Annotated in this window: 17 protein-coding genes; 12 read left to right on the top strand and 5 right to left on the bottom strand. The window is 74.6% G+C overall.

Going from position 1 to position 23,496, the window contains the following annotated elements; all coding sequences use genetic code 11:
* Window positions 1-218 precede the first annotated feature (218 nt).
* The gene (locus tag LZ495_RS09805) at window positions 219-1,937 is read right to left on the bottom strand and encodes a serine/threonine protein kinase (RefSeq protein WP_235051655.1); all 1,719 of its coding nucleotides are present in this window, start codon (window positions 1,935-1,937) and stop codon (window positions 219-221) included.
* Between the two features lie 312 nt (window positions 1,938-2,249).
* Here LZ495_RS09805 and LZ495_RS09810 point away from each other — a divergent pair, with 312 nt between their 5' ends.
* Genes LZ495_RS09810 through LZ495_RS09820 form a run of 3 tightly spaced genes read left to right on the top strand, consistent with a single transcriptional unit; the run spans window position 2,250 to window position 5,866 of the window.
* A complete protein-coding gene (locus LZ495_RS09810; RefSeq protein ID WP_235051656.1) occupies window positions 2,250-3,329 on the top strand; it encodes an AAA family ATPase in 1,080 nt (359 codons plus the stop codon).
* Window positions 3,330-3,334: 5 nt separating this feature from the next.
* A complete protein-coding gene (locus LZ495_RS09815) occupies window positions 3,335-5,242 on the top strand; it encodes a vWA domain-containing protein (RefSeq protein WP_235051657.1) in 1,908 nt (635 codons plus the stop codon).
* Between the two features lie 48 nt (window positions 5,243-5,290).
* Window positions 5,291-5,866 (top strand): phosphoribosyltransferase family protein, encoded by a 576-nt coding sequence (locus LZ495_RS09820; RefSeq protein WP_235051658.1) that lies wholly within the window; start codon window positions 5,291-5,293, stop codon window positions 5,864-5,866.
* A gap of 84 nt (window positions 5,867-5,950) precedes the next feature.
* Here LZ495_RS09820 and LZ495_RS09825 read toward each other — a convergent pair whose 3' ends face one another.
* Window positions 5,951-6,235, bottom strand: a complete 285-nt coding sequence (locus tag LZ495_RS09825; RefSeq protein WP_268822570.1) for a WhiB family transcriptional regulator — start codon at window positions 6,233-6,235, stop codon at window positions 5,951-5,953.
* Between the two features lie 351 nt (window positions 6,236-6,586).
* Here LZ495_RS09825 and LZ495_RS09830 point away from each other — a divergent pair, with 351 nt between their 5' ends.
* Window positions 6,587-7,234 carry a hypothetical protein gene (locus LZ495_RS09830; RefSeq protein ID WP_235051660.1) on the top strand — a complete coding sequence of 216 codons (648 nt, stop codon included), beginning with the start codon at window positions 6,587-6,589 and terminating at the stop codon, window positions 7,232-7,234.
* 243 nt (window positions 7,235-7,477) lie between these two features.
* On the top strand, window positions 7,478-9,355 hold the full coding sequence (locus LZ495_RS09835) for a penicillin-binding transpeptidase domain-containing protein (protein ID WP_235051661.1): 1,878 nt from the start codon (window positions 7,478-7,480) through the stop codon (window positions 9,353-9,355).
* 108 nt (window positions 9,356-9,463) lie between these two features.
* Here the strand turns inward: LZ495_RS09835 and LZ495_RS09840 are convergent, their stop codons facing one another.
* Window positions 9,464-10,501: a hypothetical protein gene (locus tag LZ495_RS09840; protein WP_235051662.1), complete on the bottom strand. Its 1,038-nt coding sequence runs from the start codon at window positions 10,499-10,501 to the stop codon at window positions 9,464-9,466.
* Between the two features lie 243 nt (window positions 10,502-10,744).
* Between LZ495_RS09840 and LZ495_RS09845 the strand changes: the two genes are divergently transcribed.
* From LZ495_RS09845 to LZ495_RS09870, 6 genes are all read left to right on the top strand, one after another.
* Window positions 10,745-10,975, top strand: coding sequence for a hypothetical protein (locus LZ495_RS09845; RefSeq protein ID WP_235051663.1), 231 nt, complete (start codon window positions 10,745-10,747; stop codon window positions 10,973-10,975).
* Window positions 10,976-11,071: 96 nt separating this feature from the next.
* On the top strand, window positions 11,072-11,578 hold the full coding sequence (locus tag LZ495_RS09850; RefSeq protein ID WP_235051664.1) for a hypothetical protein: 507 nt from the start codon (window positions 11,072-11,074) through the stop codon (window positions 11,576-11,578).
* 175 nt (window positions 11,579-11,753) lie between these two features.
* Window positions 11,754-13,202 carry a HEAT repeat domain-containing protein gene (locus tag LZ495_RS09855; RefSeq protein WP_235051665.1) on the top strand — a complete coding sequence of 483 codons (1,449 nt, stop codon included), beginning with the start codon at window positions 11,754-11,756 and terminating at the stop codon, window positions 13,200-13,202.
* 191 nt (window positions 13,203-13,393) lie between these two features.
* Window positions 13,394-15,118 carry a hypothetical protein gene (locus LZ495_RS09860; protein WP_235051942.1) on the top strand — a complete coding sequence of 575 codons (1,725 nt, stop codon included), beginning with the start codon at window positions 13,394-13,396 and terminating at the stop codon, window positions 15,116-15,118.
* Window positions 15,115-16,017: a hypothetical protein gene (locus LZ495_RS09865; protein ID WP_505011340.1), complete on the top strand. Its 903-nt coding sequence runs from the start codon at window positions 15,115-15,117 to the stop codon at window positions 16,015-16,017. Before LZ495_RS09860 ends, LZ495_RS09865 begins: the two co-directional genes overlap by 4 nt.
* Window positions 16,018-16,075: 58 nt before the next feature.
* Window positions 16,076-20,665 carry a hypothetical protein gene (locus LZ495_RS09870; RefSeq protein WP_235051666.1) on the top strand — a complete coding sequence of 1,530 codons (4,590 nt, stop codon included), beginning with the start codon at window positions 16,076-16,078 and terminating at the stop codon, window positions 20,663-20,665.
* 39 nt (window positions 20,666-20,704) lie between these two features.
* Here the strand turns inward: LZ495_RS09870 and LZ495_RS09875 are convergent, their stop codons facing one another.
* Window positions 20,705-21,574 (bottom strand): YndJ family protein, encoded by an 870-nt coding sequence (locus tag LZ495_RS09875; protein ID WP_235051667.1) that lies wholly within the window; start codon window positions 21,572-21,574, stop codon window positions 20,705-20,707.
* A 298-nt stretch (window positions 21,575-21,872) separates the two neighbouring features.
* Between LZ495_RS09875 and LZ495_RS09880 the strand changes: the two genes are divergently transcribed.
* A complete protein-coding gene (locus LZ495_RS09880; RefSeq protein ID WP_235051668.1) occupies window positions 21,873-22,874 on the top strand; it encodes an alpha/beta hydrolase in 1,002 nt (333 codons plus the stop codon).
* A gap of 100 nt (window positions 22,875-22,974) precedes the next feature.
* On the opposite strand, the gene LZ495_RS09885 is transcribed toward LZ495_RS09880, so the two are convergent.
* The gene (locus LZ495_RS09885; RefSeq protein WP_235051669.1) at window positions 22,975-23,493 is read right to left on the bottom strand and encodes a nuclear transport factor 2 family protein; all 519 of its coding nucleotides are present in this window, start codon (window positions 23,491-23,493) and stop codon (window positions 22,975-22,977) included.
* Window positions 23,494-23,496 lie beyond the last annotated feature (3 nt).

Genomic DNA, 23,496 nt, shown 5'->3' on the forward strand with positions numbered 1-23,496 from the left:
GCGCCGACCCGCACCACGACCAGGGGGCGACTTCCCCGAGAAGGCGCCCTCCGACCCCGCACCGGGGCCCGGAGGGCGCCTTCTCGCCGTCGGGGGAGGGGGGAGAGCCGCACGGAGGCGGCGGGGCCGCCCCAGGGGCTGCGGGGGCGCCGCCACACCGCGGCCGCGCGGACGGCGGTGGATGGTGGAGCGGACCGAACTGCGGTGCGCCCGGTGCCTCAGCTGAGGGTGCCGTCCGGGCGTACCGCGTACCGGGTGACGACGTCGGGCTGCCCCGGGACGGTGGCGGTGCGCAGGATGGCGCCCGGTTCGACTGACCACTTCGCGGCGGTCATCGCGGGATCGCCCTGGACGGCCTTGACGCCGAGCGGGACCGGGACGCCGCCGTCGAAGCGGAACAACTCCACGAACTGCGTGACGGGGCCGCCCGCGCCGGGCGTGCGGGTCAGCACCACCACGACCGCCGGTTCGCCCGCGAAGGTGGCCGGGACGGTCTCCGACAGGTCCACGCGGTCCGCGCCGACCGTGGCCGAGCCGCCGATCAGGGTGAGCGACGCGCCGCCCGCGGTCGGGTCCGCATAGGTGCGGTTGGCCCAGTCCGCGGCGGGCGCCGACGCCGCGGGCGCGAGCGCGCCGACGCCCTCGGAGACCACCGGCTTCGGACTGCCGGCCGGCTTCCCGGAGTCGCCGCCCTGGAACGCCGCGATGGCCAGCGCCACCACGGCCGTCACGATCACGAAGACGATGGCCTGGTGCACCAGGATCCGGCGGCGGCGCTGCTGCGCGCTGGGACGGGCGCCGGACGTCGAACCGCCCCGCGAGCGCGGACCGGGACCCGCACTCGGGCGGCCGGCGGCCCCGTTCCGCGCGGCGCGGTTGCGGCCGGTGTCCGGGCCCGAGGCGCTCCCGCCGCCACCGGTACGCCCGTTGGGGGAGTCCGCGGCGCCGCCGGGGCGCGGCGGGTGCACGGCATCGGGCTTGGCGTCCGGGGCCGGTGCCGACGTACTGCCCGGCTTCGCGGTGCCGACCCGCTGCGACCCCGAGGGGGAACGCGCATCGCGGCCGGACGAGGACGCGATGCGCTGCGGACCGGAGCGCGGCCCGGCATCCGGCTCGCCGGCCTGGCGCCGGGCCAGCACGGCCAGCCGGTCGCGCACCTCTTCGGCCTTGGGCCGCATCAGCGGGTCCTTCGACAGGCACGCCGAGATGAGCGGCACCGCAGGCCCGGGCACGCCGTCGAGATCCGGCTCCTCGTGCACCACGCGGTACAGCAGCGCGTCGACCGGGCCCGAGCCGAACGGCGAACTCCCGCGCCCCGCGTACGCGAGCGTCACGCCCAGCGCGAAGACGTCGGTGGCCGGGGTGACCGGCTGGCCGCGCACCTGCTCGGGCGCCAGGAAGCCGGGAGAGCCCACCGCGGTACCCGTATGGGTGAGCGTGCCCGCACCTTCCGAGTACGCGATGCCGAAGTCGATGATCTGCGGGCCGTCCGGGGACAGCAGGATGTTCGACGGCTTCACGTCCCGGTGCACGACGCCGGCCGCGTGCACCGACACCAGCCCGTCGGCCACCGCGGAGCCCACCCGGGCCAGTTCGACGCAGCCCAGCGGGCCGCGCTCGCCCACCCGGCGCTGCAGCGAGGGCCCCGGCACGTACGCGGTCGCCAGCCAGGGCCGGGCAGCCTCCGGATCGGCGTCCACCAGCGGTGCGGTGCGGTTCCCGCGGACCCGGGCCGCGGCCGCCACCTCGCGGGCGAACCGGGAGCGGAACTCGGGGTTGTTGGCCAGCTCCGGCCGGATCAGCTTGAGGGCGACCTTCTGCCCGTGCCGGTCGGTGCCGAGGTAGACCACGCCCATGCCGCCCGCGCCGAGCCGGCGCAGCAGGCGGTACGACCCCACGACGCGCGGGTCCTGCCGACGCAGCCGCACCATCGTCATAGGGGGCGTTCTCCTAGTACCTGGTCGTTCCGGCCTGCACGGCCGGGTCCGGCCCGGCGGCCTGCACGGCTGCCATGGGACACACGTTAGAGGAATGTCGACGCTTCCAGCGGCAACCACGCCCCGGCGCGAGCCCGCGCCGAACCGCCGCCCCCGCCCGCGGTACGCAAAACCGGGTGACATCGTACGGCCGGAGCGCGACCCTGGTCCCGGCGCCGCAGCGTGAACCCCCGCTCCGGCGCCGTCCCTTGCGCACCTTCGCCGCCGGACACCTCCCGCGTCCCCCGGACGCCGCCCCCTCAAGGACCCTTTGTGCAGTCTTCCGTGACCGTCACCCCCGCCGCGCTGCCCGAGGTGCTGCTCCATGTGGCCGTCGTGCGGCCGGTGTTCCTGTGGGGCGCGCCGGGCATCGGGAAGTCCGCCATGGTCCGGCAGTTCGCCGACCAACTGGGCCTGGAGTGCGTCTCGCTGCTGGGCACCCAGTTGGCCCCCGAGGACCTGATCGGCGTCCCGCAGATCGCGGACGGCCGCAGCCGGTTCTGCCCGCCCGAGCAGATCGCCCGCGACGAGCCGTACTGCCTGTTCCTCGACGAGCTCAACGCCGCCGCGCCGGACGTCCAGAAGGCCTTCTACTCGCTGATCCTGGACCGCCGCATCGGCACCTACGAACTGCCCGCGGGCTCGGTCGTCATCGGCGCCGGGAACCGGGCCACCGACAACGCGCTGGCCCGGCCCATGTCCTCGGCGCTGGCGAACCGCCTCGTGCACGTCCACCTGCGCGCGTCCGCGGCCGACTGGCTGACCTGGGCGGTGCACGCGGGCATCCACCCGTGGATCGTCGAATACCTCACGCAGCGCCCCGACCACCTGTGGAGCGCGCCGCCGAAGACCGAGGAGCCGTTCTCCACGCCGCGCAGCTGGCACATGCTGTCCGACACCCTCACGTCGTACGGCGACGCCGTGAACGGCCCGCGCGGCACCGAGATCGTCGGCCTCCTCGCGCACGGCACGCTCACCGCGACGCACGCCGCGGGCTTCCTCGCCTACCTCAAGACCGTGCGCAACGCCTACGGACTGGAGGCCATCCTCAAGGGCGACGCCCGCTGGCCCGCCGCGCCCGCCGACCGCGACCTGCTCTACTTCCTCGCCGAGACCTTCCGGGCCCGGCTGGCCAAGGACCTGCCCGCGGACAAGCGGCACGCCTCGGCTTCCGTACGCCAGTTCGCCTTCCGGGCCAAGGGCCTGCTGGTCGAACTGGCCGAGATATCCCTGGAGATCGCCCAGCTCGTGATCGCCGACGACGACGCGGGCAACACGCCGCTGCCCGGCTGGTTCCTCATCGACGCGGCCAAGGACATGCCGCGCCTGGTCGCGGCCCGCGCGGGGAAGTGAGGCCGGTGTCCCGCGCGAAGGCGAAGGAGCAGGCCGCCCGCCGCGCCGCCGCCCGCGCGGCCGGCCAGGAGATCGTGCGCGGCCAGGGGACGCTGAGCAGTCTGCTGGGCAGCCCCCACCAGGACGCCGCAGGCCCCGAGCCGGTCGCCTGGGCGCGTGTCGGTTCGCGCGGCGGGATCGAGGTCAACCCGTACCAGGAAGGCCGGCCCGAGGAATGGGCCTGGGTGTTCACCCATCTGCTCCTGCACCTCGGACTCGGGCACACGGCTCCCGACCGGCTGCGCGAAGCCGGCATCGACCCGGGCGGCCCGGTGCCCGACGCGTACGCGGCCGCCTGCTGCGTCGCGGTCGAGCGGTTCGCCCAGGAGGCGCTGCGCATCGGGCAGCCGCTGACGCACCAGCCGCCGCTGCCGAACGGGGACGAGACCGTCCTCGCCGCGCGCTGGGCCGAGACCGGGGTCCCGCCCGAGCTGCGCGGCCTGGGCACGAACGGGAGCCGGCCCTGCTTCGTGTCCCTCCCCGAGCCCCACGGCTGGGACAGCACGTACGAGCCGTGGGACCCCGACTGGTCCGCGATCCTCGCCCGCGGCCTGGCCCGCACCGCGCAGGCGTCGATGCGCAAGGCCAACGAGCAGGCCGGCGGCGTGCAGCGCAAGACCGCGCCCGGCCCGTGGGACCGCGCGCTGAACTGGTTCGTCGCTGCGTACCCGCTGCTCGGCGCGCTGGCCGCGGGGCTGACCGTGGTCGACGATCCCGCGGTGGCCCGGGCCTGGGACATCGAGATCGCGGCGGTCAGCGCGTCCGCGGGGGAGATCTACATCAACCCCTACGCCGACCTCACCGAGCGCGAATGGCGGTTCGTGCTGGCTCACGAGATGCTGCACGCGGCCCTCGGCCACGAGCGGCGCCTCGCCGGCCGCGATCCGGAACTCTTCAACATCGCCTGCGACTTCGTGGTCAACGACTGGCTGGTCCAGATGGGTGTCGGGGACATGCCCGACGGCCTGCTGTACGACCCGCAGCTGCGCGGGCTGTCCGCCGAGGCGGTGTACGACACGCTCGCCACCGACCTGCGCCGGGCCCGCAAGCTGCGCACGGTGGCCGGCCGCACCCACGCGGGCAAGACCGGCGACGTGCTCGGCGACTGGCTGTGCGACCCGCAGGCCGCGGAGCGCCGCGGTACCCGGCACCGGGACCGCAAGACGCTGCCGCCCGCGCCGTGGGAGCGGGGGCAGGGGCCGCGCACGACCGTGGACCTCGACGAGTTCTACCGGCGCGCGCTGACCACCGGCCTGGCGTACCACGACTCGTCGCGCGGGCTGGTGCCCGCGGGGCTGATCGAGGAGATCCAGGCGCTCGAGCACCCGCCCTTGGCCTGGGATGCCAAGCTGGCCCGCTGGTTCGACGCGCACGTGCGCATGCCGGAGCACCGGCGGTCGTTCGCCCGGGCCTCGCGCCGCCAGGCGGCCACGCCGGACATCCCGCGGCCCGGCCGGTACCTGCCCGAAGACGTCCTGGCGCAGTGCACGTTCGGCGTCGTCCTGGACACCTCGGGGTCGATGGACCCGGAGCTGCTCGGCAAGGCGCTGGGCGCGATCGCGTCGTACGCGAGTGCCCGGGACGTGCCGTGCGCCCGCGTGGTGTTCTGCGATGCGGCCGCGTACGACGCCGGATTCCTGCCGGTCGAGGACATCGCCGGCCGCGTCCGGGTGCGCGGCCGCGGCGGCACCCGGCTGCAGCCCGGCATCGACCTGCTGCAGCGCGCCGAGGACTTCCCGCCCGACGGCCCGATCCTGGTGATCACCGACGGCCAGTGCGACCGCCTCGCGGTGCGCCGCGAGCATGCGTACCTGGTGCCGCGCGGCGCCCGGCTGCCCTTCACGCCGAGGGGTCCGGTCTTCCATGTCGTGTGACCGGTAGCCTGACCCGGTCATCGGCGGGAAACCCGGGAGGATATGGGCGTGACGGACCGTCAGCGCGTCGTCGAACTACTCACGCAGACCTTCGCCTGGCGGGATACGCCGGTCGGCGTGTTCGCCGACCTGTCCGGATGGTGGCGCGATCCCGAGCTGCTCGGCATGCTCGGCCCGGCGCTCGCCGGACTGCACGCCGACCGCCCGGACACCCCGCGGCCGACCGTGGTGGCCGGCATCGAGACGCGCGGCCTGGTGCTCGGTCCGCTGACCGCGCAGCACCTGGGCGTCGGATTCGTCGAGGTGCGCAAGGAGTACCGCATCGCGGGCGAAGGGCAGCGGGACGGCGACGACCCGATGCTGCGCGGCCGCACTCCGCCCGAGTACCAGGACGGCGGCCTCACCCTCATCGCCCCGCGGCGGTTGTTCGGGCCGCAGGACCGGGTCCTGCTGGTCGACGAGTGGATCGAGTCCGGCGCGCAGGCCAACGCGGTCCGGCGCATGGTCGCCGAGACCGGCGCGGACTGGGCCGGCGTCGCGGTGATCGTCGACGCCTGCGAACCGCGCGTGCGCGAACGCCTCGGCGTGCGCGGACTGGTGGCCGACACGGAACTGCCCGGCTGACCGGCCGCCCCCGCGACGTCCGGTCCCGCGCCCCGCGCTCCTGCCCTGCGTCCCCGCCTCCGCCCGGCCGCTCCGGCCGGGCGGCTAAGCCGCGTGCTCCTTTTCGCGCAGCAGCGCCGCGCGTTCCGTCTCGCCCATCCCCGCCCACACTCCGCGCCGCTCCGGAACCGTCAGCGCGTGGTCCAGGCACAGCCTCCGCACCGGGCAACTGATGCACACCTTCTTCGCGACCCGCTCGCGGGCCCGGCGCTCGCCGGGCCGCTCCTGGTCGTCCCCGAAGAACAATGCGGCATCCATCCCCCGGCAGGAAGCATCCTCCTGCCACCCGTAGCGCGGCGGTGTCGGAATGGCGATCCTCGTGGTCCCCATCGCCCCGTTCTCCTCCTGCTCGACCGGCACTCCCCGACCGGATATCCGTTTGGGCCTGTGCCGTACGGCCCCATGTCCTTATCCGACGCGCGTCTTGCCGTATTGGTTTCCGTGCGGCAGGAGTTTTCGTGCGGGAGGATGAGGGGCCACCCGGCGCGTCATCCCCTCCGACGATGCGCGCGGGTGCTTGCGTGCCCCCGCGAGCCCTTGCGCGGCACGGCAGTTCGCGACCCGAGGCGGCGCCGCGCGGCCACCAACCGATTGGCTCCGGGCCAAGTCGAACCCCCCGTTCACGCCCGGCAGGCCGCCGGTAGGGTTCCACCTCGACCGTAGAAGGGACGGGGTTTGGCCGTGGGATACAGACGTCTTGGCGTGATGGCGGCAGGGGCGGCGGGGGCGGCTCTGCTGGTCGCCGGGTGCGGGGACGGCGGCAGCGAGGACAAGCCGTTCGGCGCCAACAACCCGACGATCTTCGTGACGCCGCAGGCGCAGACCGGCACGCCGGCCGCCGAGCCGCCTTCCTCGCCGCCGGCCGGCGGCCCGAGCGGCAGCGGCACGGCCACCGCGACGTCCACGGGCGCGGCCGGGGATCCCAAGCTGGAGCTGTCCAACGCGTACCCGGACGCCGACACGCCTCCGAAGACGCTGGCGCTCCCGTCCGGCTCCTGTGTGGCGTGGGGCGACAAGACCACGCCCGCGGAGGAGATCCAGACGCGCACCGCGGCACCGGCCCCCGAGCGCGAGCTGTGCTTCGACGGCACCGCCCTGCAGTACGGCACCGCGGTGCTCTCCGCGGGCGCCGCGAAGCCGGACGGCACGTGTGCAGCGCCGCTGGAGGCCAAGCTCAGCGGGCCGCGCGTATCGGGCAAGGTCGACCTCGGCAAGTTCTACTGCATCGCGCAGACCGGCCACACGGTCGCGTTCCACGCCGCCAAGAAGGACACCGGCGTCGAGGTCACCTACGCGGTGCTCGCGCTGCGGGCCCCGGCGGCGTCCTGACCCGCCGTCACGCGGCCGCGGGCGAAGTTGCCCGGGGCCGCGGAGCAACCGCGCGGCCCTGCATTGCGTTCATGTGATCGACACACGAACATCGACAGCTCGGTCACAACCGGGTCCGGGTCCGCCCGCGGGCGCCCTGCCGGGTTCGGCGTTGGGTAGCGTGGCGGGACGTACGGCCGGGGATCCGGCGGTTGGCGGCAACAGGAGGCTCAAGTGGGCAGGTCAAGGCGACGGATTCCCTCGGTGGTGCCAGTGGCGCTGTCCGTCGTGGTCGCGGTCGCGCTCACCGGATGCAGCGGCGGTGGCGGGGACGGCAAGGACGCCTCGGAGCAGACCGCCAAGGACTTCCTTGCCAAGTGGCAGGCCGGCGACATCGCCGGCGCCGCCGCCCTGACGGACGACCAGGCCAAGGCGAGCGCGCAGCTCGACGCGGCGCGCCAGCAGCTCCAGCTGAAGTCCGGCGAGTACGTGCCCGGCGCGTACACCAAGGGCAGCGGCGACAAGCCCGGCACGCTCGCGTACAAGTCGAAGATCATGGTCGGCGGCATCGCGCAGCCGGTCGAGTTCGACGCCGTGGTGCCCGTGGTCAAGAAGGACGACAAGCCGGTCGTGCACTGGCAGTCCACGATCGTGCACCCGCAGTACGCCGAGGGCAGCAAGTTCGTGAACTCGCGCAAGCTGCCCGACCGCGCCTCGATCCTGGACCGCCAGGGCAACCAGCTGGCCGGCTCGTCGCCGGTCGTCGCGATCAGCCTGTGGCCCGCCAAGATGGGCGCCAACGCGGACGCCATCTACGCGGAGCTGTCCAAGCCGCTGTACGACGTGGACGTGCCCAAGCTCAAGGAGCGGGTGGCCAAGACCGCGAACCAGGACCAGGCCGTCGAGGTCGTCTCGCTCAAGAAGGACGTCTTCGAGTCGCAGGCCCGCGCCAAGCTCGCGCCGTTCGCGCCGGGCGTGCAGATCAAGGAGACGACGCAGCAGACGGCGCTGGCCGCCAAGCAGCTCGTCGGTACCACGGGCGCCGCGACCGCCGAGATCCTGGCGAAGAAGGGCTACGAGAACGCCGGGGCCGGCGACACCGTGGGCACCTCCGGCCTGCAGGCCCGCTACCAGGGCACGCTGGGCGGCACCGCGACCTCGAAGCTCACCATCGAGGGGCCGAACAAGCAGCCGGTGGCGACTCTGGTGGACATCCAGGGCAAGCCGGGCACTCCGGTCAAGACGACCATCGACAAGCGCCTGCAGGAGCTCGCCGAGCAGTCGGTGAAGATCTCCTCGGACAAGAACGCCGCGCTGGTCGCCATCGACACCAAGACCGGCGAGATCCTGGCCGCCGCGAACAACCCGCCGACCGGACAGAACCGCGCCTTCGAGGGCCACTACGCGCCCGGTTCGACGTTCAAGACGGTCACCGCGGCCGCGCTGCTGCAGGCCGGCCTCAAGCCGTCCGACCCGGCGCCGTGCGTCGCCACCGTGGTCGTCAACGGCCAGACCTTCAAGAACTACGACGCGCTCGACCCCATCCCGAACGCCGACTTCGGCACCGACTTCGCGATGTCGTGCAACACCGGCTTCATCGACCAGCGCAGCAAGCTGCAGAACGACTCGCTGGCCAAGGTCGCCAAGGACGTCTTCGGCATCGGCGATGCGTGGGACGTCGGCGCCAGCACCTTCGACGGCTCGGTGCCCGCCGCGACGAGCGCGAACGAGCTGTCCGCGTCGATGATCGGCCAGGGCAAGGTCCAGGCCAGCCCGCTGGTCATGGCCTCGGTCGCGGCCACCGTCGACTCCGGCACGTTCAACCAGCCGGTCCTGGTGACCGAGCCCGCGCTGCCCGGCCGGGTGGCCGCCAAGCCCGTCGACCCGGCGCTGGCCCAGGAGCTCAAGGGCCTCATGCAGCGCGTCGTGCAGAGCGGCACCGCGCAGGGCCCGCTGTCCGGTTCGGGCGCCGAGGGCGCCAAGACCGGCACCGCGGAGTTCTCCGAGGGCGGCGCGACCCTGACCAACGGCTGGATGATCGCCTTCAAGGGCGACATCGCGGTCGCGGTCATCGTGGAGAAGGGCAAGTCCGGCGGCGTCGCGGCCGGTCCGCTCGTCAAGGCGTTCCTCAGCGGCGTCTGATCCCCGCGCACACCACCGCACATCACGCGGACGCGGCCCCGGTGCTCCGGCACCGGGGCCGTTTCCGTTTCCATTCCCGTCCCCGGTGCCGTGCGGGCCGCCGCGTCCTCAGTGCCGGGGGTACGAGCCGTGCGCCCGGGCCGCCGCGGCCTGCTCCAGCGCGGTCCGCAGGAACGCCGCGGCATCCGCGCTCTCGACGGGGTCCGCGGACAGCAGCGGGCCCAGCAGCTCGGTCACCGCGACCACCGGCGGTCCCACGCCCGCGAGTTCGGCCAGCGACTGGGCGGACACCGCAAGATCCGGGCCCTCGCCGCGCCGGGCCAGCCGGTAGCGGCGGAACAGCCCCTTGCGGTCCGGGAGATAGGCGCCGTTGAGCTCGCGGGCCAGGCGTACCGCGGTCTCCGAGGGCATCTCGGCGGGCCACTCGCGCAGTTCGAAACCCGCGGCGGGAGGCTGCGCATGCCCGTTCCGCGGCGCGCTGCCGCTCCCGTTGCCGCTGTTGTCGCCGGTGCCGTGCTGCGCGGCGTCCGCGACCGCGACCGCGCTGTCGAGCAGCCGGTCCACCAGCAGCGGTCCGAGCCGCTCGGGCGGCAACGACGCGGCGTGGATCGGGGGATGGCGCTGCATCAGGTCGAACCACCGGGATCCCACCACGCGCAGGATGCCGTGGTACGTCGGCCGCCACGCCTCGTCGGCCGGCGCCGGCGTGATGGTGCGCAGCACCGTGTCGCGGCGCTCGCAGCGGGCCATCAGCCGGTGCGCGATGCGCCGGTCGCCCGGATCGGGGGAGCGCGACAGGTGCTCCAGCTCGATCGACACGTCCGGATCCGCCACGTCCACGAGCGCCTCGAGCGCGGCCCGGCGCCGCGGCCCCGGGGTCGCGGCGAAGGCGCGCACCCACATCACCACGGCCGGATTCGCGCTGCCCGCCGCGGTGCGCACGAGATCGGGGAACAGCTCGGGCTCGGCCACCGACAGCGCGTCCATCAGGGTGACCGAAAAGCGCGGCTGCAACTGTTCGGGCACCGCCACGCACACCAGGATCGCGAGCAGGTCCGCCCGGGTCGCGGCGTCCGGGTGGGACGCGGCGAGGTCCAGCAGACGCTCGGCGGACTCGGGTGCGAGCGGTTCGCACACGTCGATCACGCGACAACCTCCCGGCGTCCGGGTTCCTCTTGGGTCTCCCCTTGAGTGGTACCCGCCCGCGGCCCTGCGTCATGCCCTTCCGGTCCGCCAACCCGGTTTCCGGACCGGAAGGGCGGGCAACACCGGAGTCATCCGGCCGGCCGCTCAAGAACGGTGCCGAATCTGTCGATAGGTGTCGATAAGTATCGACAAGTGTCCAAATATTGCCGGGTGGCGACGCCCGCATCCGAACGGAGAACTCGCATGTCGAACAACGTGACCCTGGTCGCCCGCGTCCCGGTCCTGCGCTCCACGGATGCGGAACGACCGGTGGAACTGCGCTTCGGACCGCACACCGACGAGGAGGGCCGCCCCACCGAGGAATGGACCGTGGAGCGCCTCACGCTCGCCCAGGCGGCCCACCTCGTCGAGGACCTCGCGGCCATGCTCGGCATCCCGGTCGGCGGCCCGCCGGACCTCCGCGTGGTGAGCTGACCCGCCGTCACCGCGCTTGCGCCAGTCGGGTGGTTGGCGCGACCGGGCCGTCGAGGTCCGCCGGAGACAGCCCCCGGCCGCTCCACAATGTGGCGCGTGACCAGCAGCAAGACCGGGGCCGGCGCCGGTGCGGCACGTCGTGCCGGGCACGCCCCGCTTCACCCCCATGTCCCTGCCGCGCCCGACCGGAAGCGGGCGCGGACCGACGAACCCGCGCCCCCCGAGGCGCGGGTTCCCGGACCCGCCCCCGAACCCGCCGACGAGTCGCTGCCCGGCTCCGGCACCCCCGCCGACCTGCGCAGCACCCCCGAACTCGCGCGCCCGCACCGGCGCATGCGGCCGCCCCGCGTCCGCATGCGCCTGCCGGACGGCCAGCACCTCGACGTGACCCTCGTCAGCTGGCACCAGTACCGCGACGGCACCTGGCGGGCCCGCGTCAGCTGGCCGGTCTGGGGCGCCGTGGCGCACGCCGGCGAGGTCCAGACGAGGACCTGCGCACAGGAGGCGTACGTCCCGGCCCGTATGCTCACCCCGCTGCCCGGAGAGGACTACCGGGCGGTACGCCGGCACCGGCCGCGGATCAGTTTTCCGCGACAAGCCTGAAACGGGCCCCCGAGGCCCTACAGTCGGGCGACGAAGCCGCCGCGTCCCGCCCCGCCACGGGCGGGCCGCGAGGCCTCGTGGACGTCGTCCGGCGTTCATGTCCGTGAAATCCTGTTGCCCCCTGATCCGGCGCGTCGGATCCTGGCGACATGTTCGATCCAGCCAGGAACAAGTCATGACCAGTCGGGCACGTGCCGCGTACGAGTCGGCGGACCCCGCCGATGCCGCAGGCACCCCGGCCGGCCACCCGCTGCAGTCCGACCTGCTCGCGCAGCTGCGCAGCGGCCACGGGGAGGGCGCCCGCCGGGCGCTCGCCGCCGACGGCCCCGCCGCGCGCGCCGAGGTGGCCGCCGCACTCGATTCGTGCGTCCTCCGCGATCCGCGCGCCGTCCCGGCGACCGAATCGCGCTCCCTCTACTACGCACGCCTGTACCACCGGCTCGACGCCCCCCTCGACGCCCTGTCCGCGCACCTGCTGTGCGACGCCGACTGGGAGGACGAGGACGCCGAGCGCACCGCCTTGCCCTTGGCCGTGCTGGGCAACTTGGCCCGATTCGGCCGCACCGACGCCGTCGACCTGCTGCGCGCCTACGCCGCGGAAGGCCGCGACTGGACCCTCGCCCTGGAGCAGTTGGCGCACGCCGCCGACCCGCACGCGCTCACCGGCATGCTCGCGCTCGCCCTGGAACGGGCCGATGACGAGGAGCTGTACGAGTGCGTGCGCCGAGGTACCGGCATGCGCCCGTGGCGCATGTGGGGCTTCGCCAACGTGCGCATGCGGCGCATCGTGGAGAAGGTCGACCTCGACTGGTGGCGCTGGGAGCTGGCCCGCGGCAAGGCCGCCGCCCCCGAGCCCCGGCCCGCCGCCACGGTCGACCAGGTCCTGTCCGAGGCGGCCTCGAGCCCGCGCCGCAGCACGGTCTGCGGCAGAAGGCTCGCGACCCTCGCCACCCCCGAGCACCGCGGCCTGATCCTCGCCACCGCCTGGTCCGGCGCCGCGGGCGCCCGCATCGCGGCACTGCGCTACCTGGGCGACGTCGGCGACCCGGCCCTCCTGGACCTGGCCGAGACCGCGCTGGGCGCGCAGACCCCCGCACCCGTGCGCCAGGCCGCCGTGCAGGCGGTGGGCGCGCTGCGCAGCGGCGAGGCCGTCCTCCGCGCCCGGCGCTGGATGGGCGCCGACGGCCCCTTGGGCGAGGTCGCCGTCCGCATACTGGCCGGCGCCGGCGAATCCGCCGACGGACCCGCCCTCATCGCGGCCCTGCAGCGATGTCGGACCGCGGCCGCCGACGACCGCTTCACCCTGACCGACCTCGTGGACGGCATCGGCAGACTCGGCCTCACCGAGGCCCTCGACCCGGTCCGCGACGTCTACCGGGCCAGCCCCTGGGCCGGGCTGCGGTCCCGCGCCGTGGACGCCCTGGCCCGCATAGAGCCCGACTTCACCGCCACCACCGCGGTGGACTGCCTGTGGGACTGCGAGGCCGAGACCCGGCTCACCGCCGTCGAATGGGCCGACCTGAAGGTCGCCGGCGTACCCGACCGGCTCCGCGAACTCGCCCGCGACCCCGCGGAGGACGACGAGGTCCGCGAGGCGGCCCGGCAGCGGCTCGCCGCCGTGTGACCCGCCGCCCGGCGGCTGCGCCGATCGGGTAGCCTGACCGCTCGGCCGAACGGCCGACCGCCCCTTGGGCCGGTCGGCGCAATGCGGTCCCGGCGACACCGGCGAGGCCTGGCCGGGAGTGTCCCCCCGACGCTCTACTCTTGTCGACCGTGACCGTTTCCGCCCAGGCTGCCCGTGTTGGCACCCCCGCCATCCCCGGGGCCGCGCCGTACCGCGCCGGGGTCACCGAGGACGGCCTCGCCCGGCGCCTGAAGGCCCTCGCCTGCACCGCGCCGCTGCACGACCTGGAAGCGCGCAAGGCCAACCTGGCCGGCGAGTACTCGGTCTACGCCATGGCCGAACTCGGCCTCACCGCGATCGACCTGGTCACCGTGACCATGGACTTCGACACCGGCGCGGACCACGAAGAGGTCGTCGCGCGGCTGCGCCCCCGGGTCGCCGCGCAGGCCCCCGACCGCGGCCCCGCCGAGCACGAGCGGGTGGCCCGCTGGGTCCTCGAGAGCCTCATCAACGTCGGCAGCGTCGACCGCGGCTTCCGCGCGGTCTACGGCACCTGGACCCAGGCCGACGGCTACGTCCGCCGCGACTACGACTTCAAGCTCCTCGAAGAAGTCCCCGGCCCGGACGGCGACATCTTCCTGCGGGCCACCGACGAGGCGGTCAACGTCCTGGTCGGCGCCCTCGACACGGACGTCACCAGCGCGCAGATCGCCGCCGAGGTCAAACTCGAGCACCTCATCCGCCGCGGCCGCCTGGCCGAGGCCAGGTTCGCCGCCGAGCAGGCCCGCTACCGGACCGTGCAGTACGCCGAGACGCTGCGCCGCGCCCTGGAGGCCACCCGCCGCAACGTCCGCGCGGTCGACTGGCTCAAGGCCGTGCCCGACCTGATAGACGAGGCACTCGACCACGTCGCCGAGCGCTACCGGCACGAGAACGCCATCCTCACCAACATCCGCCGCGCCCGCGACGAGGCCGAGGAACCCGAGCACAAGCGCAGCGCCGCCGAACTGGTCGACATCGTCCAGGACTGCATCCGCCGCCACACCCAGCTGCAGACCCGCCTCATGGAGGCCGGGCCGCTCTTCCGCGCGGAGCAGGACCGGCAGGCGTTCGCGGCCCGCCCGCAGCGCCCCGGGCTGGACCTGTACGGGCAGCTGCTGCGCCCGGTCCTCGAACTGCCCGTGGGCGACGCGCGGGCCGTCACCGACCGGTTCTTCGCGGCCGGCACCGGCCTGCGCACCCCGGTCGCGGTCCGCCTGCACGACCTCACCGAACTGCTGCTCACCCCGCCCGTCGAGCGCGAGCACCTGGGCGCCGAGGTGCCCGAGCCGGACCTGGTGGCGACCCCGGACGACAGCCGCTTCAGCGAGGCCCAGCACGACGCCGCGGCCGCGCTGCTCGACCTGCCGCCGGACGCCCCGCGCCGGCTGTCCGGCCTCCTCGCCGAGGCCCGCGCGGGCGACCCCGACCTGCCGTACCTGGTCGCCCTGCTGGCCTTCCACGCGGCCTCCCCGCCGGTCGGCACCGCGCTGCGCCAGGGCGACCGGTCCCTGCTGGTCGCCATCGACGACGGCGTGATCCTGGACGACCCCGAGGTCGGCGGCGCCGACCTGATCGTGGGCACCGCCCTTCTGGCCGCCGAAGGCGAGCCCCAGGGGGTCGATGCCGCGGGTCCGACGGAGTCCGCCCCCGCGATGCTGCCGGACGCCGCCTTCGAGGTACCCCTGCACTCCGACGCGGTACGCCCGCCCGGCGCGCTCCCGCGCGCCGACGCGCCAGGCCCCGCGGCGGAACTCGCGGGGGAGCCGGCGCAGCCGGCCGGCGTCCCGAACCCGGGTGGTGCGGTTCAGGATTCCCCTTCCGAGCCCGGCGCGCCGGGCCCGGATGACCCCATCGACAGGCGGAACCGCGCGTGACCGACCCCAGCAGCTCCTCCACCTCCTTCCCCGGCCAGGACCGGCACGCGTCCCCGGGCGGCAGCCCCGCCGCGGCGCCGATCACCTCCGCGGACGTCAGCGACGCCGCCCGGCTCGTCGCGTTCGGCCTGCAGCCCAAGCTGCTGCCCGCGCGCGACGCCGAGTACGCCGAGCTGGTGCGCCGGCACCGCGAGGACCCGCGCTTCGCCTCGCTCTGCGATGCGGTCGCCGCCGGGCTCGGCCTGGTCGTCCTCGAAGTGTCGCCGCGCGCCGGCATGGCGGTCACCGCCGCCGAGGACTCCGTCTTCGCGGTCCGGATGAGCGACTACGCCCGGCGCGCGTCCACCGAGTCCGCCGACCGCTTCCTGCACGGCCTGGCCCATCTGGCCATAGCGGCACTGGCGTTCCCGCGCCCCGAGGACCTCGCCGAGGACTCCTACGTGGGCCGCATCAGCGTGCACGGCGTCGACGCCTTCGTCCGGCAGGCCTGCCGGCGCCTCGAGGAGCGCGCCGAGCAGAGCGGCGAGAACATCGACCCGGCCGTCGACGCCCCCGGGCTGGAAGCCGCCTGGCGCGTGTACGCCCGGCGCAGCGCCACCGGGGCGACCAAGGACGCCCGGCGGCTGTCCGCCTCGACCGTCGGCATCGTCGGCAAGGCCGTCGCGTTCCTGGTCGACTCCGGCTTCCTGCAGCGCGTCTCCGACGAGGCGGGCGGCACCTACCGCACCACCGCCCGCTACCAGCTCCAGGTCCGCGACATGGCCGGCAGCGCGGCGATGAGCGAACTGCTCGAACTGGGCGTCGTCCCGGTGTCGGACGGCAGCGCGACACTGGTGCCGCCCACCGACGACGCGGGCGAGCTGGTGCCCGGCGCGGGACTGCCGTTCCACGGCGTCTGACCTCCGCGGCCCGCGCCCCGACCCCTGTCCCTGCTGAAGCGAGAGAAGACCGCCACCGATGTACGAGCTGTCCCGCGTCCGCCTGTTCTCCATCGGGCCCGCGGGTGCGCGCTACGCCGACACCGTGCTCGACCTGCGCGGCGTCGGCGAGCCGGTGCCCGACCCGGCACCCCGGCAGGCCCAGCTCTTCGAGGGCGAGCCGGTCGGCCCGCCGCGCCGCCCCGCGCCCGCGGGCGTGCTGTTCCTGGAGAACGGCGGCGGCAAGTCGGTGCTGCTCAAGCTGATCTTCTCGGTCATGCTGCCCGGCCACCGCAACACCCTGGGCGGCGCCAGCTCCGGCGTGCTGCGCAAGTTCCTGCTCGCCGACGACTGCGGGCACGTCGCGCTGGAATGGCAGCACACCCAGACCGGCGAACTCGTCGTGGTCGGCAAGGTCAGCGAATGGCGCGGCCGCCAAGTCTCCTCCGACCCGCGCAAGTTCGCCGAGGCTTGGTACTCCTTCCGGCCCGGCCCCGGCCTGACCCTGGACGACCTGCCGGTCGTCTCGGCCGGCCGGCGCCGCACGATGCGCGGTTTCCGCGACGCGCTCGCCGAGACCGCCAAGCTCTACCCGGACGTCGACGTGGTCTGGGAAGAGATCCACGAGCGCTGGAACGACCACCTCAACCACCTCGGCCTCGACCCCGAACTCTTCCGCTACCAGCGCGAGATGAACGCCGACGAAGGCGAGGCGGCCGGCCTGTTCGCGGTCAAGAACGACGCGGACTTCGTCGACCTGCTGCTCCGGGCGGTCACCGACACCGCGGACACCGACGGCCTCGCCGACCTGGTGGACAGCTTCGCCGCCAAGCTCTCGCAGCGCGCCGAGCTGATGGCCGAACGCGACTTCGTGGAAGGCGCCACCGGCCTCCTGAACGCCCTCTCCGATGCCGCCGACCAGCGCGGCCGGGTGCGCGCCGCGCACCACGCCGCCGAGGACGAAGCCCGGCTGCTCGGCCGCGAGTTCGCGCTGCGCGCGGACCGCGAGCGGAGCCGCGCCGCGGACCTGTCCGACCAGGTCGCCGCGGCTGCCGAGTCGGTCGACGCCGCGCAGCGCTCCCGCGCGCACACCGCACTGGTCACCGCCGAGATCACCCACCGGCACGCCGGCATGCGGCTGGCCGCCGCGGAGGCCGACGGCGCCGCCCTCAAGCGCGAACTGACCGAGGCCCGCGGCATGCTCGCCGCCTGGCTCGGCACCGAGGCGGTGCTGCGCCAGCGCTCCGCGGCCGACCGTGCCGAGCGCGTGGCCGCCGCCATCCAGGCCGCCGAGCGCGACGCCGCCCCGGCGCTCGCCGCCCGCCAGGCCGCGGCCGGCGCCCTCGTCCGCGCGCTGAACGCCGCCGCCGCGGTCGCCGACGAACGCGCCGACCAGGAAGAGCAGCGCGCCGCCGAGCTCCAGGAGCGCGGCGAGTCCGCGCAGCGCGCCGCCACCGTTGCGGCCACCGAGACGCAGCGCACCCGCAGCGAGGCGGTCCACCTGCGGGCCCGGCTCAGCGAGGTGGGCAGCGAACTGGGCCAGGCCGTCGAGGCGGGCTGGATCGCCGAGGACGACGACCCCGCGGAGGCCGCCGAGCGCGCCGCCGCCGAGGAGAAGTCCGCCGCGACCGCCTGGAGCGAGGCCCGGGCCGCGGTCGAGTCCGCGGCCGGCGCGGTCCGCGACGCCGAGTCCGAACACGGCCGCGCCCAGCTGGAAGCGGCCCGCGCCGCGGACCGGCTCGGTGCCGCGGAGCACGAGCTGGCCGGCGTCCGCACGTCCTCCCGCGAACTCCTCGCCGAACCCCGGGTCGCCGAACTCCTCGGCCTGGAAGGCACGTCCGGCGCGGCGGACGACGGTCCGGCGGGCCCCGTGGCGGTCCTCGACCAGGCCGCCGACATCCTCGGCGGCCGGCTCGCGGACGCGGTCGCGGACGGCGAGCGCGCGCTGTTCCAGCTGCGCACCGAGGCCGCCGAGGACAGCCGCATCCTGGCCGCACTCGGCGACGGCGGCCTGCTGCCGCCCAACCCGGACGTCCTGGCCGCCGTCGAGCACCTCGGCGAGCACGGCATCCCGGCGCTGCCCGGCTGGCGCTACCTGGCCCAGTCCGTACCCGCCGAACGGCACGCCGCGGTCCTCGACGCGCACCCCGACCTCGTCGACGGCGTCGTCGTCACCGCCCCGAGCGAAATGCCGCGTGCCCGCGAGGTGCTGGCCGAGGCCGCGCTGCTGCCGCGGTCCGCGGTCGCGGTCGGCACCCCCGACGCACTGCTCGCCGCCCGGGCCGCGGCACCGGCCGCCGAGACCGTCTTCCTCGTCCCGCCGAACCCCGCGATGCACGACGAACGCGCCGCGGACACCGAACGCCAGGCGCTGCGCCGCCGCGCGACGGACCGCGACGACGCGATCCGGCAGCGCGCCGCCCGCCTGGAAGGCGACCGCAACCTGGTCGGACGCCTCGCCGCCTGGCGCGCCTCGTGCCCGGCCGGGCGGGTCGGCGAACTCGTCGCCGCGGTCCAGACCGCCACGCAGGCCCTCGTCGACGCCCGCGCGGCCGGCGCCGCCGCCGAGGCCGCCGCGGCGACCGCCGAGACCGTCCGGGCCCGCGCCGTCGACCAGCGCGACCGGCGCATGGACGCCGCGCAGCTCGCCCGGCGCCGCGCCGACACCCTGGCCGGCCTCGCCTTCCGGCTGCGCGAACGGGCCGGCTGGACCCGGCGGATCCGCGAACTCGACCAGGAGACCGGCGAGCACGAGCGGGCCGCCGAGGCCAACCTGAACCTCGCCCGGGCCGCCGACCAGGACCGCCGGCAGGCCCAGCGGGCCGCCGACGACGCCCGGCGCACCGCCCGCGCGCTGCTCGAGGAGCGCGCCGAGATCAGCGGCGCCCCCGACGACGACGCGGCCGCGTCCGGCGAACCGCCCGCCGCGCTGCCCGCGCTGCGTGAGGCGTACCGCACCGCATCGGTGCTGTACGACAAGGTCGGCGTCGGCGCCGACCTGCGTGCCGAGCAGGCCCGCGCGGAGAGTGAGCAGACCGCCGCGCAGGCCGCGTTGGACCGGCTGTCGGCGCGCGTCCGCAAGCACGCCGCCGAACTCCTGGAGAGCCCGGACGGTGCGGACGGCCCGTCGCGCCTGGCGGCCGGCAGCCGCGCCGAGGAACACGTGCGGACCCTGGAAGGCCGCACCGACGCCGCCAACGAACTCCTGGGCCGGCTCCGCGGCGAGGTCGAGCGCCACGCGCCCGGCGACGGCCGCGACGCGCACGTCGAACTGCCCGCGGACCGGATCCCGAGCGACCCCGCGCACGCGCAGGAACTCCTGCGCGAGGCGGCCGCCGAGCATGCCGCCTGCACCGAGCAGGTCGACACCGCCCGCGACGCGCACACCCGCCTGGTCCGGGCGCTGTCCGAAGCCGAGTCGGGCGTCTCGGTGTTCGGCGAGATCTCGGTCTCGCTGACCGACACCCTGCCGGCCGCCGAGGCGGGTCAGGACGACGACTGCACCGCGTTCGAAGGCAGCTCCACCGAGGCCCGTGAGGCCGCCACCGCCTGCCGCCGCGCGCTGCGCACCGCGGCGGGGGAGTTGTCGGCCGCCGAGGGCCAGGTCCGGGAACGCGCCGAGGCCGTCGTCCGGCACGCCGGCTCGGCGCGCTTCGAGCAGGTCCGCATGCCGGCCCGCCAGCAGATCCGCGAACTCCCGCTGTCCGCACTGCCCGAGCATGCGCTCGCCTGGGCCGCCGCGTTCGAGCCGCGGCTGCGCGTCCTCACCGACGAGCTGGCCCAGATCGAACGCAACCGCGACAGCATCGTGGACCGGCTGCGCGGCATGGTCGAGTCGTCCCTCACCACCCTGCGGGCCGCCCAGCGGCTCTCCCGGCTGCCCGAGGAACTCGGCGAGTGGTCCGGGCAGGAGTTCCTGCGCATCCGCTTCGAGGATCCGGACGCCGCACACTTGTCCGAACGCCTGGGCGAGGTCGTCGACGAGGCCACCCGGGCGGCCCGCCGCACCGGCGCCGCCGCGGTCCGCCGGGACGGCATGACGCTGCTCCTGCGCGGCGTCCACGCGGGCCTGGAGCCGCGCGGCGTCCAGGTCGAGATCCTCAAGCCGGACTCCGTCCTGCGCGCCGAACGCGTCCCGGTCGGCCAGATGGGCGACGTCTTCTCCGGCGGCCAGCTCCTCACCGCCGCCATCGCCCTCTACTGCACGATGGCCGCGCTCCGCAGCAACGACCGCGGCCGCGCCCGCCACCGCCACGCGGGCACGCTTTTCCTGGACAACCCCATCGGCCGCGCGAACGCCTCGTACCTCCTGGAGCTGCAGCGCGCGGTCGCCGACGCGCTCGGCGTCCAACTGATCTACACCACAGGCCTCTTCGACACGACGGCGCTCGCCGAGTTCCCCCTCGTCGTCCGCCTCCGCAACGACGCGGACCTCCGCGCGGGCCTGAAGTACATCTCCGTCGAGGAGCACCTGCGCCCCGGCCTCCCGCAACCCGACCCGGAAATCCCCGAGGGCCTGGGCCAGATCCACGCCACAAGGGTCTTCCGCAAACCGGCCGACACCCCGTCCGTCCCGCCCCAGACCCCGCAACCCGCCTCGAAGGACACCCCGGGCGTCAGCGTCCCCTGAGTGGTGGCCGCCGTGCCGCCGCGCCGAGCGGCGGTGCGGTCAGGCGGCGAGGTGGTGGACCTTGGCGGCGGCGGTCGCGGTCGTGTCGGCGGGCGGGGTGCCGGGGCGCGGGGTCCGCAGGGCCAGCAGGGTGCAGGTGGCGAAGCCGAGGGCGTTGGCCACTCCGTGGGTGGCGGCCATCCAGGTCAGGCTCAGGTGCGGGAAGTCGCTGACCAGGCCCAGGGACCAGCTCAGCGCGAGGAGCATGCTGGGGACCGGGACCAAGGCGGCTGCGGTCAGCAGCGTGCGTGCAGTGCGGGTGGCCGCGGTGGGGCGGGCGTGGTGCCAGATGGTCCAGGCGAGGGACCACATCGCCGCGGTCAGGGCGACTGCGCCTGCCAGTTGGAGCCAGGCGCCGGCGAAGTAGCCGAGCAGGACGGCGAGCGTCCCGGCGACCGCGGCGACGGCTGCGAAGGAGCCGTGGCCGGGGGCGTTGCGGGTGCAGAGCAGGGCGGCGACGAGCATGGCGGCGAAACCCGTGTAGTGGAAGTGCGCTTCGGTGAGCGCCAGGATCGCGAGGTCGAAGCCGAAGAGCTCGTGGCCGGTGCGTTCGGCGGTCTGGGCGGTGGCGGCGACCGCGGGGGAGGCCAGGGCGGTGAGGATGGCCAGTTCGCGCGGGGCCAGGGAGCGGGTGCGGAGCAGGCGGGCCGGGGCGCAGGCGGCCAGGGCCAGGGTGGCGGCCAGGTAGAGCGCGGCGAGCGCGGCCGCGTCCGGGCCGCGGGGCATCCAGAGGGAGACGGCGCCCGGCACGGCGGCGAGCAGCCACACCCGGGACAGCGCCACGGCGCCCGGGTCGGGCAGCAGCCGCAGGCCCGCGGGCAGGATCACGAGCATGCCGAACGTGACGAGCAGGTTCACGAGAGGAACCATCACGACCCCCTGAATTGAACGTGTTCAAAGCCTATCCAGAAGATTTGAACGTGTTCAACTGGGGGTTCGGAGGGTGACACGTGTCGGCTCCGGCGACTTTGGCCGGTACGGGGAAGTTCCCTGATGGGGAGGGGTTTTCGGAGGCACGCGACAAGGGGCGGCGGGTGGGGTGGGCATCCGAAAAGCTATCTCGGTTTGCTATTGACCATCGCCGGACGCTGGTGTGTGATCGTCGCGCATCCGATGCGACCGAGACGGCCCGGTGGCATTTCCGCGACATTCTGATCGGGGGATCAGTGTGACCGAAATCCATCCCAGCCGTAGAAGCCTCATCAAGGGCGCCGGCGGCCTCGGGGCCGCTCTGGCCTTGGGCGGTGCAGGCGTCGTCGCCGCTGCCGGCACCGCGAACGCCGCCACCGTCGCCGACGGCTTCGGCCTGCGGCTCATCGACCACAACGAGGACCACCCGCGGCTCAAGTACTACCGGGTCAAGACCGCCGAGATCGGCTGGCCGACCGGCCCCGGCATCAACGTCCTGCTGCCGGACGGGTACGCGACCAGCGGCCTGCGCTACCCGGTGCTGTACCTGTTCCACGGCGGCGGCCCCGGGCTGGACTTCACGCAGTGGGACTGGATCGTCCCCTACACCGCCGGCCTGCCGATGATCATCGTGATGCCGGACGGCGGCCAGGTCGGCTGGCACTCCAACCCGGTCAGCTCTTTCGTGGGCCCCCGCAACTGGGAGTCCTTCCACATGAACCAGCTCGTCCCGTGGATCGACGCGAACTTCCGCACCCACGCGGAGTTCGCCGGCCGCGCCGTGTGCGGCTTTTCGATGGGCGGATTCGGCGCGCTCAAGTACGGCGCCAAGTACTACGGCCACTTCGCCTCGGTCAGCTCGCACTCCGGGCCGGCCAGCATGCGCCGCAACTTCGGCGCCGCCGGGCACTGGGCCAACGCAACCTCGGCCGCGATCGACCTGGCCGGCGGCACCATCTACGGCGTGCCGTTCTGGGACCAGGCGCGGGTCAGCGCCGACAACGCCGTGGAGAACGTCGAGCGCTACCGCGGCAAGCGCGTCTACCTGGTGGCCGGCAACGGCACCCAGGACATCCTCGCCGACTTCAAGGGCTTCACCGAGAACCAGGTCCTGCAGGGCCACCAGGAGTTCTCCGCACTGCTCACCCACGCCGGCATCCCGCACCAGCAGTTCTCCGAACAGGGCGGCCACGTCATCCGCTTCCAGCGGATCATGACGGACTTCCAGGAGATCGTCGCCCACCTGCGCCCGGCCTCCTGAGCCGACCGCGCACCCGGACCGCAGGGCCGTGCCGTGGGCACGCGGCACGGCCCTGTGCGGTTCCCGGCGTGCTGTCCCGGCGTGCTGTCCCGGCGGCGACTCAGCCGGGGAACTCCGCGTACACCGCGTCGGAGCGGTCCCGGCGCCCGGTGAGCATGCCGTCCGGGACCGGCCAGTGCGCCGCCGGGTCGTCCACCCGCACCCACTCGGTCGTCGCCACCCGCCGCGCGATGCGCCACTGCCCGTCCCGGCGCGTGAAGTCGTCGACGTAGCGGAATCCGGTGGTCAGATTGCCGCGCGGATCGTCCGTCGCACTGCGGTGGTACGCCACCCCGTAGGTCTCCGCCCGCGCCAGGTCCGGGCCCTGGAACTCGGCCAAGTGGTTCGCGACCAGGTGCATCGTCATCGCGTACCGGGGCAGCAGCCGTCCGATCCAGGCCAGGAACTCGTCCACGGTCCCGGAGAAGCTGCCGTGGCTGTCCGTGGCATCCGGGTGGTAGCAGGCGCGCACCAGCTCCAGGTCCATGCGGTCCACGCCCCGGCAGTAGCGCAGCACCGTCTCGTGGATGTCCTGCTTGTCCAGCAGCCGCCGCACCGCCGCGTCGTGATCATGAGCCATGCG

It is taken from the genome of Yinghuangia soli, from assembly GCF_021502675.1.
Lineage (GTDB): Bacteria > Actinomycetota > Actinomycetes > Streptomycetales > Streptomycetaceae > Yinghuangia > Yinghuangia soli.